This is a genomic window from Thioclava sp. GXIMD2076 (genome assembly GCF_037949795.1).
Taxonomy (GTDB): Bacteria; Pseudomonadota; Alphaproteobacteria; order Rhodobacterales; family Rhodobacteraceae; genus Thioclava; species Thioclava kandeliae.
Map to the genome: position 1 here is coordinate 214,262 of NZ_CP149933.1, position 14,711 is coordinate 228,972.

The 14,711-nt window shown below is 60.9% G+C and carries 14 protein-coding genes and 1 riboswitch; all 14 genes read left to right on the top strand.

Going from position 1 to position 14,711, the window contains the following annotated elements; genetic code table 11:
* Window positions 1-94 precede the first annotated feature (94 nt).
* Complete coding sequence (locus WDB91_RS14915; RefSeq protein ID WP_339114990.1) at window positions 95-1,138, top strand: hypothetical protein; 1,044 nt, start codon at window positions 95-97, stop codon at window positions 1,136-1,138.
* A gap of 109 nt (window positions 1,139-1,247) precedes the next feature.
* Entirely contained in the window at window positions 1,248-1,667 is a 420-nt protein-coding gene (locus WDB91_RS14920; RefSeq protein ID WP_339114991.1) for a tripartite tricarboxylate transporter TctB family protein, read from the top strand.
* A 15-nt stretch (window positions 1,668-1,682) separates the two neighbouring features.
* Entirely contained in the window at window positions 1,683-3,200 is a 1,518-nt protein-coding gene (locus tag WDB91_RS14925; protein ID WP_339114992.1) for a tripartite tricarboxylate transporter permease, read from the top strand.
* Window positions 3,201-3,242: 42 nt separating this feature from the next.
* Window positions 3,243-4,286, top strand: coding sequence for a LacI family DNA-binding transcriptional regulator (locus WDB91_RS14930; RefSeq protein ID WP_339114993.1), 1,044 nt, complete (start codon window positions 3,243-3,245; stop codon window positions 4,284-4,286).
* A 92-nt stretch (window positions 4,287-4,378) separates the two neighbouring features.
* Complete coding sequence (gene ybeY / locus WDB91_RS14935) at window positions 4,379-4,879, top strand: rRNA maturation RNase YbeY (RefSeq protein ID WP_339114994.1); 501 nt, start codon at window positions 4,379-4,381, stop codon at window positions 4,877-4,879.
* A gap of 35 nt (window positions 4,880-4,914) precedes the next feature.
* Entirely contained in the window at window positions 4,915-5,805 is an 891-nt protein-coding gene (locus tag WDB91_RS14940) for a hemolysin family protein (RefSeq protein WP_339114995.1), read from the top strand.
* Between the two features lie 36 nt (window positions 5,806-5,841).
* Window positions 5,842-7,377: an apolipoprotein N-acyltransferase gene (gene lnt / locus WDB91_RS14945; protein ID WP_339114996.1), complete on the top strand. Its 1,536-nt coding sequence runs from the start codon at window positions 5,842-5,844 to the stop codon at window positions 7,375-7,377.
* A gap of 12 nt (window positions 7,378-7,389) precedes the next feature.
* Window positions 7,390-7,439, top strand: a riboswitch (SAM-SAH riboswitch).
* Window positions 7,440-7,447: 8 nt separating this feature from the next.
* Window positions 7,448-8,614, top strand: a complete 1,167-nt coding sequence (gene metK, locus WDB91_RS14950; protein ID WP_339114997.1) for a methionine adenosyltransferase — start codon at window positions 7,448-7,450, stop codon at window positions 8,612-8,614.
* A gap of 94 nt (window positions 8,615-8,708) precedes the next feature.
* Complete coding sequence (locus tag WDB91_RS14955; protein ID WP_339114998.1) at window positions 8,709-9,473, top strand: tRNA (guanine(46)-N(7))-methyltransferase TrmB; 765 nt, start codon at window positions 8,709-8,711, stop codon at window positions 9,471-9,473.
* A gap of 96 nt (window positions 9,474-9,569) precedes the next feature.
* On the top strand, window positions 9,570-10,913 hold the full coding sequence (gene aroA / locus WDB91_RS14960; protein ID WP_339114999.1) for a 3-phosphoshikimate 1-carboxyvinyltransferase: 1,344 nt from the start codon (window positions 9,570-9,572) through the stop codon (window positions 10,911-10,913).
* Between the two features lie 3 nt (window positions 10,914-10,916).
* Complete coding sequence (locus WDB91_RS14965) at window positions 10,917-11,510, top strand: d(CMP) kinase (protein WP_339115000.1); 594 nt, start codon at window positions 10,917-10,919, stop codon at window positions 11,508-11,510.
* 23 nt (window positions 11,511-11,533) lie between these two features.
* Complete coding sequence (locus tag WDB91_RS14970) at window positions 11,534-12,139, top strand: hypothetical protein (RefSeq protein WP_339115001.1); 606 nt, start codon at window positions 11,534-11,536, stop codon at window positions 12,137-12,139.
* A gap of 66 nt (window positions 12,140-12,205) precedes the next feature.
* A complete protein-coding gene (locus WDB91_RS14975) occupies window positions 12,206-12,757 on the top strand; it encodes a glutathione peroxidase (protein ID WP_339115002.1) in 552 nt (183 codons plus the stop codon).
* A gap of 183 nt (window positions 12,758-12,940) precedes the next feature.
* Complete coding sequence (gene rpsA, locus WDB91_RS14980) at window positions 12,941-14,620, top strand: 30S ribosomal protein S1 (RefSeq protein WP_339115003.1); 1,680 nt, start codon at window positions 12,941-12,943, stop codon at window positions 14,618-14,620.
* Window positions 14,621-14,711: the final 91 nt, after the last annotated feature.

Genomic DNA, 14,711 nt, shown 5'->3' on the forward strand with positions numbered 1-14,711 from the left:
CGCTCGAACCTGCCGCCTGAGGAGACCGGCAGGTCGCCCAACTGGAAAAGATCAAACCGGAGAGGGCCGCCATGACGCGGTCTGGGAGGATTATATGAAACTGACACGCAGACTGATGATCGGCGCGCTGAGCGCGACGGCCCTGCTGACCCAGCCGATCATCGCATCGGCGCAGAACCTGCCGAAGAATATCCGCATGGTGATCGGCTCGAAATCGACGGGCGGCGATACCTATCAGATCTCGGCAATGGTCGCGGATGCCCTGTCAGAAAAGCTGGGTGTGAACGTCAAGGTTGACGCCGTAGGCGCAACGGCGGCCTTCAAGGCGCTGGAGCGCGACAAGCGTGGCACTACCATCATGATGTTCCACGACTTCGCCTATCTGGGAGAGCTTTATAAAGGTCAGGGGTTCGTCAATCCCTTCACCCATTTCGCTATCGGCCCGACCGTGGCGATCAACCCCGCCAACGCCTATCTCGTGGCGAAGAATTCGCCCTATCAGAGCATGGATGATATCCTGAAAGCGGCCGTCGATGGCACCCGTATCCGTGTGGCGATCCAGCCGGGTGGTGTATCCGAGCTGGGCTTCTCGGCTATGAAGAACGCAGCCAATGTGATGAAGGCGGGCGCGGGCGATAATATCGTCGCGGTCAACACGGGTTCGCAGTCGGACAAGAATCAGGCAATGTGGGATGGTCTTGCGGATGTGATCAATGGCTCGATCCAGTCGAACGAGCAGTTCACCCAGCTGCCCGCCGATGACCAGAAAGCCATGCGCTTCATCTGGCTGACCTCCGCGCCCGACACGCTGGCGCAGGCGCCCGAAGAAGGGATGGGCAAGCTGACCCGTGACGACATGCTCAAATATGCCTCGCCCCAGACGCATGTGCCGCTCAACGAGAACGAGGACTTCATCTTCGACAAGGAGTTCTTCTTCATTTACAACAAAGACACCGATCCGGCGATGATCGATGCCATCGATGCGGCGCTCAAGGAGATCTACGACGAGGGCGAGCTGCAGAAGAAAGAAACCGAAGCCTTCTTCATCCCCGATTTCAAGCCCTCCGCGCAAGCGCGTGAAGAACTCGAGAAGAAGCGCGAGCTTTACGGTAAAGTCATCAACGACATCTCGAACTGAGCCTTTCCGTGCTGCATCGACCGGATCCTTCATGGAGGGGTCCGGTTCCTTTCGTGTCGCTTGGGCACTGGTCGCGCAGGCGACAGGCTATCGGGATTAGGAGGTTCTCATGGGCGACCTGACACATGTCAAAATCAACTTCGAAACATCGCATCTGATCTTTCCGACGCTCATCGGGATCATTCTCGGCCTTCTGGGGCTGGCGATCGTGATCCGTGATCACAAGGCCATTCTGGCGTCGGGAACCTACTGGCGCCGGATCGCCTGCTCGATGGACAAGTTCCGCTTTTTGGGCACGATTGTCCTGACGGTGATCTATTTCTCGACCATGGTTCCGGTGGGAAATCTGTGGCCGAATACGGGGCTTGGCTTCCTGCTCTGTTCGATCCCCTATGTCGCGCTTACCGGTCTGTTGTTCATGCATGACCGTTCGCTGCGCCCCATGATCCCCGTGCTGATCGTGGCCGTGCTGGCCCCGACCATCGTCTGGTGGCTTTTCACCAATCTCTTCTTCCTGACGCTGCCCTGAGTTCTGGAGGCATAAATGTCGGATATATTCCAGTTTCTTACCCCGCTCTTCGTCCTGCTGATCCTGGGCGGCGTGTTTGTGGGGATCATCTTCGGGTCCATCCCCGGTATGACGGCAACCATGGCGGTGGCCGTCTGCCTGCCGATCACCTATTCGCTCGGCCTCAATAACGGTATGGCGCTCCTTCTGGGGCTCTATGTGGGGGGTATTTCGGGCGGTCTGGTGCCTGCCATCCTACTTGGCATCCCCGGCACACCTTCCTCGATTACGACAACGCTCGACGGTTATCCGATGGCCCAGCAGGGACATGCGGAAAAAGCGCTGAAGATCGGGATCTGCGCTTCGCTGGTGGGCGGTCTCGTCTCGCTTGTGATCCTCAACTTCTTCGCCCCGACACTTGCGAATTTCGCGATCAAATTCTCCTATGTCGAGAAGTTCCTGATCATCTTCTTCGCGCTGACCGTGATGGCCGCGCTCAGCTCGGATATGCTGATGGGCATCTTCTCGGGCGTTCTGGGCATCTTCATCTCGTTGATCGGCACCTATGACGTGACCAATGGTGGCAATGGCCACTGGCGCCTGATCCCGCCGGGCACAGAATACTGGCTTCAGGACGGCTTCTCGCTCCTGCCCGTGCTGATCGGGCTGTTCGGTCTGGCAGCGATCCTCGAGGAGGCGCAGATCGGTGTGCCGCCGGGCCTCAAGGGCAGCAATGTCGATGTAGGCAAGCGCGAGCGGTTCTCGCTCAAGGTGTTCAATGGTCAGTGGGTCAATCTGATCCGGTCGGGAAGTATCGGGACTTTCGTTGGCATTCTTCCCGGTGTCGGCGGATCTGCGGCCTCGATCCTGAGTTATTCCAACGCCAAGACCTTCTCGAAGCATCCAGAGCGTTTCGGCAAGGGCGAGCCTGCGGGCGTGATCGCTTCCGAATCGGGTAATAACGGCCTCACCGGCGGGGCTCTGGTGCCGCTCCTGTCGCTCGGGATCCCCGGTGACAGCACGACCGCGCTGCTGATCGGTGCCTTCACGCTGCAGGGCATTCAGGTCGGGCCGCTCTTTATCGGCAACAACCCCCAGACATGGGATGCGATCATCTGGGCAATGCTCATTGCCAATATCGCGATGTTCGTGATGATGTATTTTGCGATCCGCTATTTTGCAAAAGTCGTGATGATCCCGAAACATATCCTGTTCCCGATCATCCTCATGATGTGCGTGGTGGGCGCCTATACCATCAATTACGGCATCATGTTCGACGTCTGGACGCTGCTGATCTTCGGCATCTTCGGCTGGCTGATGTCCCGGCTCAAACTGGAGGTGGCTCCGTTCATCATCGGCTTCATCCTCGGTCCGTCGGCAGAGGTCTATTTCGTCAAGACGCTCGAGAGCTTTGGCGATGTGACGATCTTCTTCACCAAAAGCCCGATTGCGGTTGTGCTCTGGTTGATGATTATCGGCTCGATTGCAGGCTCGGTGTGGCTCAACCGCTCCGCTGCCAAGAAGAAAGCCGAACTCGAGAACAAGGATCACTGATCCCCATTGCAGCGCTCTTCTCCGCGTAGGAATATAGCCGGTATGGATAAAGAGCCTGACACAGTAAAAAAGCGCGCCGCGGGTCGGAAATCCGGGGCGCGCGTGACCATGACCACCATCGGCAAGCTGGCGGGGGTCTCGCAAGTGACCGTGTCGCGTGCACTCTCGGACCCGTCGAAAGTGTCGCCCGAGACGATGGCACGCATCCGCGAGGCGATCGAGATGACGGGCTTTGTGCCCAATGCCGTCGCTGGTGCGCTGGCCTCGCAAAAATCGCATCTGATCTCGGCCATCGTGCCCTCGATCACCAATGTCGTGCATGCCGCGATGGTGCAGGGTTTCAGCCAGATCATGCGCGAACAGGGATACGAGATCCTGCTGTCCGAGACCGGTTTCTCGGCTCAGGACGAGGAGAAGCTGGTGGCCACCCACCTGTCGCGCCGTCCCGATGCGATCTATCTGACCGGCATACATCATACCCCCCAGACCCGCAAAATGCTCCTGAGCGCCGATATTCCGGTGGTGGAGGTCTGGGATCTGACCGATACGCCGATCGATCTCTGCGTGGGCTTCAGCCATAGCGAGGCCGGACGCGCTATGGCCGAATTCGCGGTGCAGGAAGGCTATGACAGGGTCGCGACGGTCTCTGCCAATGACGAGCGCGCCCAACGCCGTCGCGCGGCCTTTTCCAAGCGCTATGCCGAGTTGACCGGACAGGACGTGCCCTCGGTCACATGGGCCGCCACCGCATCCTTGGCCGGCGGGCGGGATTCCCTGCGCAGGCTGATCGACGAGCATGGCTTCGAAGGCGGGCTCATCGCCTGTTCGTCTGACATGCTGGCGCATGGGGTGATGATCGAGGCACGCAAGCGTGGATTGAAAGTTCCCGAGGATCTGGCTGTGATGGGCTTTGGCGATCAGGATTTCGCAGAACATCTCGTGCCTTCACTCACGACAGTGCGTGTGGATCGGCCTGCATTGGGGCGGGTCGCTGCGGATGCGCTTCTGGCGCGGCTACGCGACGAGGAGGTCGCTGCGCCCTGTAACGATCTGGGATTCCGGATCGTGCGGCGTGAAAGTGCCTGAGCCCGGTTGTCTGGCGCCCGCCATATCGGCCGGAACTGCGGTCACTGCCGAAATCCCTTGCCGCTGGGCAGGCCGCATTGTAGCGATCGAACATGCAGATCGATATTGATATTGACGATTCCCGCTGGGCGGACCTGGAGCTTGAGGCGCTGTGCAAGACGGCAGGGGCGCTGGTCTGCGAGGCATTGGGACTGGAGGCCGATCTGTGCGAGCTGTCGGTGTTGGGCTGTGATGATGCGCGGATCCGGGAACTGAACGCCGAATTCCGCGAGAAGGACAAGGCCACCAACGTGCTCAGCTGGCCTGCCGAGGAGCGTGGCGCGGAGGAAGATGGCGAGGTGCCCGCGCTGCCCGAGCCCGATATGTTCGGGGCGATCACGCTTGGCGATCTGGCCCTTGCCTACGAAACCTGCATCCGCGAGGCCACAGAACAGCAAAAATCCGCCAAGGATCATATTCTCCATTTAATTATTCACGGGATCTTGCATCTTTTGGGCTACGATCACGTAAGGGACGGCGATGCAGGCTTGATGGAGGCGTTGGAAATCCGCATCCTTGAAAAGCAGGGTATCGCGAACCCATATGACTATTGAGGCCGCCTTGCGCGGTGTAACGCTGGAAAGGACAAATGGGACAGGCTGCTGACGGAGCTCTCTCCGCCGAGAGCCCGGCTTCCGAAGAGGAAGCGGGAGACAATTCCGAACCCCGATCGCGGGGATTTCTTGGACGCTTATTCGGGACCAATGGCGGGGTGGAAGACCCGGCCAACGAAGACCCCGAGCCGAGCTCGCCGAACGCCCCACCGGGCTTGGGCAATCTCCGCCGCATGCGAGTGGGCGAGATTTCCATTCCGAAGGTGGAAATCGTGGCGGTTCCGGACGATATCTCGCCCGCTGAACTGGTCGATGTCTTCCGTGAACACGGATATTCCCGTTTGCCGGTTTTCCACGAGACTCTGGATCAGCCGCTCGGCCTGATCCACCTCAAGGATCTTGCGCTACAATACGGGTTCAACGACCACAAGCCGGACCAGCTCGTGATGCAGGATCTCATGCGTCCGCTGCTTTATGTGCCGCCATCGATGCCGATCGGCGTGCTCTTGCAGAAGATGCAGGTGCAGCGCATCCACATGGCTCTCGTCATTGATGAATATGGCGGGGTCGATGGTCTTCTGACGTTGGAAGACCTCATCGAGCAGGTCATCGGCGAGATCGAGGACGAGCATGACGAGGTCGAGGGTGGTCTTTGGCGGCAGGAAAAGCCCGGCCAGTGGGTCGTGCTGGCCCGTGCACCGCTGAGCGATTTCGAAGCCGAGATCGGGCACATGCTCGCAGATCCCGAAGAGGAACACGAGATCGACTCTGTGGGGGGGGTGGTCTTTATGCAGATCGGACGTGTCCCCGCGCGCGGCGAGGTGATCGTGGCCGAGAACGGGATCGAATTCGAGGTGCTCGATGCCGATCCTCGGCGGATCAAACGTCTGCGAGTACGCTTGCCCGGGGTCGCTCCGGCAGAGTAAGACTACGTTAAGAGCGTCAGGTAAGGTCAGGATTTCTTGCGTATTCCCGGTTTCTTGAAATCTCCGACCCGACTGGTCTGGAAAGTTTTGGGCCTCTCGCTTCTGGCGGGGGGCGCAATCGGTCTGGGACAGGTGCCCGTCAGCCTCTGGCCCGTGGCGATCCTCGCGCTGGGGCTCTTCATCCGCTTCACTTCGGCTCTGCGTCCCGCCCATATCGCATGGTGCGCCTTCATGGCGGGTATGGGGCATACCTTTGTGTCGATGTACTGGATCACCGAACCGTTCTTTGTTGAACCCGAGATCTACGGCTGGATGGCGCCTTTTGCGCTCCTGCTGATGGGCGCGGGCTTTGGCGCGTTCTGGGCCGCGGGGGCGGGGCTTGGCGCGCGTCTGGGGCGCGGGCCTGTAACGCGTGCGCTCGGTATCGCGCTGGGGCTCGTTCTGACCGATGCCATCCGCAGCTATGCCTTTACCGGTTTCCCCTGGGTGCTTTTCGGTCATATCTGGATCGGCACACCGGTGGCGCAGCTGGCCTCGGTCACCGGCCAGCTAGGGCTCAGCTGTCTGACCCTGCTTCTGGCGGTCACTCTGGCCTTTACCGGCAAACGCGCCCTTGTGGCGGGGGTGGTCCTGTGGGCAGGGGGCGCGGGGATCTGGCTCTGGGGACAGGCGCGGCTGGCCGTGCCCGTGGCCTATCCGGACAAACCTGTCGAGATCCGTATCGTCCAGCCCAATGCCGAGCAGAAGCTGAAATGGCTGCCGCAATATCGTGACATGTTCTTCAAACGCCTGCTGGACCAGTCGGCAGCGCCTGCCAAAACGCCGCTCGATCTGATCATCTGGCCCGAGACCTCGGTGCCCTTCCTGCTCAACTGGGCGGGGGACGGGCTCGATGTGATCGCGCAATCGGGTCGGGGCGTGCCGATTGCTCTGGGCATCCAGCGCAGCGAGGGAGATCGCTATTATAACTCTCTGGCAGTGCTCGATAAAGACGCGCAGGTCACGGCGCTTTATGACAAGGTCCATCTGGTGCCGTTCGGCGAATATATCCCCTTCGGGGATGCCTTGGGCAGGATCGGGATCGGCGCCTTTGCCGCACAGCAAGGCAATGGCTACTCGGCGGGAACAGCCGAGACGGTGCTCGATTTGGGGATGGCAGGCAAGGTCCAGCCGCTGATCTGCTACGAGGCGGTCTTCCCGCAAGATATCCGCCGCGCGCCCTCGCGGCCCGACTGGATCATGCAGGTCACCAATGACGCATGGTTCGGCCAGCTCTCCGGCCCGCGCCAGCACCTGAGCCTGTCGCAGATGCGCGCCATCGAATTCGGCCTGCCGGTGGCCCGCGCCGCCAATACCGGCATTTCGGGGATGATCGACCCATACGGCCGTTTGGTGGCAAGGATCGGGATGAACACGCAAGGCCATCTGGATCTCCCGGTGCCGCAGGCCCTGCCGGAAACCCTTTATGCCCGGACCGGAGACTGGCCCGTCATAGCAGCTATGCTCATATCTTTACTGGTCTTAAGCCTTTTTGCCCTAAATACCGTTGACCGGCCTCGTGTGGAGGTCTAGGCAACAAGTATCGAACCGTCACAACGGCTTCCTGGCGTGACGGGGATATAACCAACGGAGCACGTCTTTCATGACACGTAAGAACTATATTTTCACGTCCGAGTCGGTCTCCGAAGGCCACCCGGATAAAGTCTGCGATCGCATTTCCGATGCCATCCTCGACGCTTTCCTTTCCGAAGAGAAAAACGCCCGGGTCGCCTGCGAAACCTTCGCAACCACCAACCAGATCGTGGTTGGCGGCGAGGTCGGTCTGACCGACAAAGCCAAACTGGCGCTCTATATGGAAAAGGTCGATGGTCTCGTGCGCGATTGCGTGAAAGACATCGGCTATGAACAGGACGAGTTCCACTGGGCCACTCTGAAAGTCGCCAATTTCCTGCATCCGCAATCGGCGCATATCGCGCAGGGCGTGGATAAGGACGGGGCCGGCGATCAGGGGATCATGTTCGGCCATGCGGTCGACGAGACCCCCGAGCTGATGCCCGCGCCGATCCATTACAGCCACGCGATCCTGCGCCGTCTGGCCGAGGCGCGCAAATCGGGCGCCGAACCGACCTTGCGCCCCGATGCCAAGTCGCAGCTTTCGGTGCGCTATGAGAATGGCAAGCCGGTGGGCGTGACATCGATCGTGCTCTCGACCCAGCACGAGAGCGAGAGCCAGACCTCGGATGACATCCGTGCCATCGTCGAGCCCTATATCCGCGAAGTCCTGCCCTCGGGCTGGATCACGCCCGAGACCGAATGGTGGGTCAACCCGACCGGCACCTTCGTGATCGGCGGTCCCGACGGGGATGCGGGTCTGACGGGCCGCAAGATCATCGTCGATACCTATGGCGGTGCCGCACCCCATGGCGGCGGTGCCTTCTCGGGGAAAGATCCGACCAAGGTGGACCGTTCGGCCGCCTATGCCGCGCGCTATCTGGCGAAAAACGTGGTGGCTGCGGGGCTTGCGCGGAAATGCACGATCCAGCTCAGCTATGCGATCGGTGTGGCCAAGCCGCTTTCGGTCTATGTCGATACTTTCGGCACCGGTCAGGTTGATGACGAGGCCATCGAGCGCGCGGTTGCACAATGTATGGATCTGACGCCTCTGGGCATCCGCACCCATCTGGATCTGTGCAAGCCGATCTATGCCCGCACCTCCGCCTATGGCCATTTCGGCCGTGCGCCGGAGGCCGATGGCGGCTTCTCCTGGGAGAAGACCGACCTTGTCGATGCGCTGAAAAAAGCCGTCTGATCGAAGCAGGCAGACAACCGGAGAGGGGGCGCTTGCGCCCCCTTTCTCATTCCATCTTGACCGCTCGGGCAAAGTGGCGCTATTCGCCACGCCCATGAGCGATGATATTAAAACCCCGGATCACCCCGAACGCGGCTGGCGCAACTTTTATGGTCGCCGCCACGGTCCCACGCTGAACAAGGCCCAGAAGGATTATCTGGACGAGGATCTCGACGCGCTGTCGCCGGGCGCCGTGGATTGGGACAGCAATCCCGACCGCACGCCAATCGATATGGCAGCCCGTTTCAAGGGCAAGCCGGTCTGGCTCGAGGTGGGCTTTGGCGGTGGCGAGCATATGATCCATATGGCCGGGCGCTACCCGCAGGTCGAGATCATCGGCTGCGAGCCCTATATCAACGGCGTGGCGATGCTCCTGGGCAAGATCCGCCGCCTGGGCTCGCAAAACGTGGCCGTCCATCCGGGCGATGCGCGCGATCTGATGGATATCCTGCCCGAGGCGAGCCTGTCGAAAGCCTTCCTCAACTATCCCGATCCGTGGCCCAAGACCCGCCATCATCGCCGCCGCTTTGTCACGCAGGAACATCTGGTGCCGCTCTTCCGCGCGCTGAAACCGGGCTCCGAGTTCCGCATTGCCACCGACATCTGCGACTATGTCCGTCAGGCCGTGCAGGAAGTCCCCAAAGCAGGCTTCGTGGCCGAGTTTGAGGTGCCTGCGGCCTTCGATTATGACGATCCGCAGGAAGTCTCGGGCGATTGGGATACGCCCTGGGAGGACTGGCTCTCGACGCGCTACGAGCAGAAGGCGCTGCGCGAGGGCCGCAAGCCGCATTACCTGACCTATCGCAAGCCTGCCGTCTAGGGCCCGCCGAATAAGCCTACGGACATTGGGGCTAAACCCGTTGCCTGCCGCCCTGTCATGCGCTAGCAGAGGGGCGACAGAATAAGGGAGGTCCGTATGTCCGGCCATGGTGATCCGATCCGTATGAGCTCGCAGAAATGCGGGCCGCTTTCTGGTGTGGCCGAGGTGCCCGGCGACAAGTCGATCAGCCATCGCGCGCTGATCCTTGGCGCGCTTTCGGTCGGCGAGACGAAGATCACAGGTCTTCTGGAAGGCGAGGACGTTCTGGATACCGCCAAGGCGATGCGCGCATTCGGCGCGACCGTGACCCAGCATGGGGCCGGTGAATGGTCGGTGCAGGGCGTGGGGGTTGGCGGTTTTGCCGAGCCCGAGCAAGTGATTGATTGCGGTAACTCGGGCACAGGTGTGCGCCTCATCATGGGGTGTATGGCGACTTCGGACATCACGGCGACCTTCACGGGCGATGGAAGCTTGCGCAAACGTCCGATGGGCCGTGTGACCGACCCGATCGCGCTGTTTGGCGCGCAATCCTATGGCCGTCAGGGCGGGCGTCTGCCGATGACGGTGGTGGGCGCGGCCGATCCGGCCCCTGTGACCTACACAACGCCGATGGCCTCGGCGCAGGTGAAATCGGCGGTGCTCTTGGCAGGGCTCAATGCGCCCGGCCAGACCGTGGTGATCGAGAAGGTCGCAACCCGCGATCATACCGAGCGCATGCTGCGCGGCTTTGGCGCGGACGTGACCGTCGAGGATACGCCCGAAGGCCACAAGATCACCCTGCAGGGCCGCCCAGAGCTTGTGGCGCAGACCGTGGCCGTGCCGCGCGATCCGTCCTCGGCGGCGTTTCCGGTCTGTGCGGCGCTCATCGTGCCGGGCTCCGATATCATGGTGCCGGGCGTCAGCCAGAACCCGACCCGCAACGGGCTGTTCACCACGCTCAAGGAGATGGGCGGCGATATCGAGTTCCTCAACGAGCGCGAGGAGGGTGGCGAGCCGGTGGCCGATCTGCGTGTGCGCCATTCGGTGCTGCATGGCATCGAGGTGCCCGAAGAGCGCGCGGCCTCGATGATCGACGAATATCCGGTGCTCTCTGTGGTGGCGGCCTTTGCCACCGGCACCACGGTGATGAAGGGTGTGCATGAGCTGCGCGTGAAGGAAAGCGACCGGATCGATGCGATGGCGCGCGGGCTCGAGGCCAATGGCGTGAGCATCGAGGAAGATGAAGATACGCTGATCGTGCATGGCATGGGGCAGGACGGCGTGCCGGGGGGCGGTGTGGCTGCGACCCATCTCGACCACCGGATCGCGATGAGCTTCATGATCATGGGGCTTGCGGCGCAAAAGCCGGTCTCGGTCGATGACGGCTCGCCCATTGCGACCTCTTTCCCGATCTTCGAGCCTCTGCTCAACGGCCTTGGCGCCAAGATCACGCGGGATTGACAGATGAGCTTTACCGTTGCCATTGATGGCCCCGCCGCCGCCGGCAAAGGCACGTTGTCCAAGGCCGTGTCCAAACATTTCGGCTTTGCCCATCTGGATACCGGACTTCTCTATCGTGCCGTGGGCGCTAAGGTCGCGGAGGGGCAGGACCCGTTCCGCGCCGCCGAGGAACTGGTGCCCGAGGACCTGTTGCGCCCCGACCTGCGCACGCTGGGCGCAGGGCAGGCGGCCTCGCGCGTAGCGGCTCTGCCGAGCGTGCGGGTGGCTCTGGTCGATTTCCAGCGCCGCTTCGCACTGGCCGCCGAAGGGGCGGTGCTCGATGGGCGCGATATCGGCACGGTGATCTGTCCGCAGGCCGAGGTGAAGCTGTTCGTGACGGCGTCAGCCGAGGTGCGCGCCCATCGCCGCTGGCTGGAAGTGGGCGGGGACGAGGCGCAGGTGTTGGCCGAGGTCCGCGAGCGCGACGAGCGCGACATGAACCGCGCCGATGCGCCATTGCGCCCGGCCCCTGACGCGCATCTTCTGGACACGTCCGAGCTGAGCATCGACGAGGCGGTCGCGCAGGCCATTGACCTGATCGCGGCAAAGCGCGGCTGAGTCCCCTTGCCGGATGGGCTGTCATGGCCCATCCTTGTGTCATGCGTGCATTCCTTCTTTTCTTACTGATGGTGAGCCCTTCATGGGCCGCGGATCTGCAGCGCCCCGAAGGGTTGGTGCAGTATCACAGCACGCTGCCCCGCACCTTTCCGCTGATCGTCAAGACGACGGCCGATCGCGATGCCTATCTGGAACTCTGGGCAGAGGGGGGCGATCATCCGGTCCTGACCGCCTATGCCCGCGCGGGCCAGCCCTTCCGCGTTCTGGTGCCCCCCGGATCCTACCATATCCGGGCGTTTAGCGGGCAGGACTGGCAGGGCGAGGACAAGCTCTTCGGCAAGGAGACGACGGAGACTGACCTGTCCGGTGCGCTGGAATTCAGCGTCGAGGGCTATGCCCGAAAGGAAGGCTGGATCGTCGATCTGGCCAATCCCGAGACCAGCCGTTCGGTGGCGATCTGCCAGAGCTATGTGCTGCAAACCAGGCCCTATGCGCCGCGCCCGCCATTCGCGGGGGCAGGCGCAACCTCAGGGGGATCGGCGGGTGTAAATCACAACCTAAATAGGCGGAATGCCGCCGATGACGGCCCATGGCCGAAATTGAAGAGTTACAAACATATCTGCGAGTGAAAATATTATCACATTAGAGTGAACCAAACGTGAGCTTTTGCGTTAACCGTCGAAGGAGATCGTTAGATGCGCAAGTTTGTTTCCGGTGTGATTGCCCTTATGATCATGGTCGGGCTTGTCACGACAGTGCTGGCCAGTGGCCGCAGCTCCATGCCGGATGTGACCTTCGACGGGATCGAGGGCGAGCGGTTCCGGCTGGCGGACTGGTCCGACAAGGTCGTGCTGGTGGTCAACACGGCCTCGCTTTGCGGCTATGCGGGACAGTTCGAGGAAATGCAGGACCTGCTTGACCGCTATTATGACGAGGGATTGATCGTTCTGGCGGTCCCTTCGGATAATTTCCGGCAGGAACTCCCCACCAACGCCGAGGTGAGGCGTTATTGCGTGATGGCGTTCGGGATCGAGGATATGCCGATGGCCGAGATCACCGATGTGACCGGCGAGCGCGCGCATCCGTTTTACGCATGGCTCCGTGATAGCTACGATTTCGAGCCGGACTGGAATTTCAACAAGGTGCTTCTGGGCCGCGGTGGCGAGGTGCTGCATACCTACCGGTCATCCGATGCGCCAATGTCGGATACTATGCGCCACGATATTGAACGGGCGTTGCGCGGCTGAACGGGAAGGCCTCCGGGCGCTGCGCGGGCGTATTCAGGCTTGTCTAATAAGGAAAATGCGCTTATATGAGCGCGTCCGAGATGGGGGGCGAGTCTATCGCGCCCCTTTTTGACTATCCAACGACAAGACCGGTGGAGCCAACCACCAGGCCTGAATAGTAGATGTAAAGGAAACTTTAAACGCATGTCGCAAAACGCATCCATGGACGAATTCGAAGCGCTTCTTAACGAAAGCCTCGAAATCGACACCCCGAACGAAGGTTCGGTTGTTAAAGGTAAGGTCATCGCAATCGAAGCGGGCCAAGCCATCATCGACGTCGGCTACAAAATGGAAGGCCGCGTTGATCTTAAAGAATTCGCAAACCCGGGCGAAGCTCCGCAGATCGAAGTCGGCGACGAAGTCGAAGTCTTCCTCGATCGCGTTGAAAACGCGCGTGGTGAAGCTGTTATCTCGCGCGACAAGGCTCGCCGCGAAGCAGCTTGGGATCGTCTCGAAGCAGCCTACGCAAAAGAAGAGCGCGTCGAAGGCGCAATCTTCGGTCGCGTCAAAGGCGGTTTCACCGTGGATCTGGGCGGCGCAGTTGCGTTCCTTCCGGGCTCTCAGGTCGATGTGCGCCCCGTGCGCGATGCCGGCCCGCTGATGGGTCTGAAGCAGCCCTTCCAAATCCTGAAAATGGACCGTCGTCGTGGCAACATCGTTGTGTCGCGCCGTGCGATCCTCGAAGAATCGCGTGCTGAACAGCGTGCCGAAGTCATCGCGAACCTCACCGAAGGTCAGGTTGTCGAAGGCGTGGTCAAGAACATCACCGAATACGGTGCGTTCGTTGATCTGGGCGGCGTTGACGGCCTGCTGCACGTCACCGACATGGCATGGCGCCGTGTGAACCACCCGTCGGAGATCCTGACGATTGGCGAGACCGTTAAGGTCCAAGTCGTCAAGATCAACAAAGACACCCACCGCATCTCGCTCGGCATGAAGCAGCTTCAAGCCGATCCGTGGGATTCGGTCGAGTCGAAGTTCCCGCTGGGTTCGGTCCATGCTGGCCGCGTGACCAACATCACCGATTACGGTGCATTCGTCGAGCTGGAAGCAGGCGTCGAAGGTCTGGTCCACGTCTCCGAGATGTCCTGGACCAAGAAAAACGTCCACCCCGGCAAAATCGTTTCGACGAGCCAGGAAGTCGACGTCATGGTTCTGGAAATCGACACCCAGAAGCGCCGCGTTTCGCTTGGCCTCAAGCAAACCATGCGTAACCCGTGGGAAGTCTTCGCTGAGACCCATCCGGTCGGCACCCAGATCGAAGGCGAAGTCAAGAACATCACCGAATTCGGTCTGTTCATCGGCCTCGACAACGACATCGACGGCATGGTTCACCTCTCCGACCTCAGCTGGGAACAGCGCGGCGAAGACGCGATCCAGAACTACCGCAAAGGCGACATGGTTTCGGCCGTTGTCACCGAAGTGGACATCGAGAAAGAGCGTATCTCGCTCTCGATCAAAGCTCTGGACGCAGACACCTTCTCCGACGCCGTTGACGGCGTGAAGCGTGGCTCGGTCATCACCGTGACCGTCACCGCGATCGAAGATGGCGGCATCGAGTGCGAATACAACGGCATGAAGTCCTTCATCCGCCGTTCGGACCTCGCACGCGACCGCGCAGACCAGCGCCCCGAGCGTTTCCAAGTTGGTGACCACGTCGATGTGCGTGTGACCAACGTGGACTCGAAGTCGCGCCGTCTGGGCGTCTCGATCAAAGCCCGCGAGATCGCAGAAGAAAAAGAAGCTGTCGAACAATACGGTTCGTCCGATTCGGGCGCATCGCTGGGCGACATCCTCAGCGCAGCTCTGAAGGGCGACGAGTAATCGTCACGCCTCAGGCGCTTTGAAAACATCAGCCCCGTCCGGTTTCTCCGGGCGGGGTTTTCTATTGAGCAGGCTTAATAAAACGTGATTT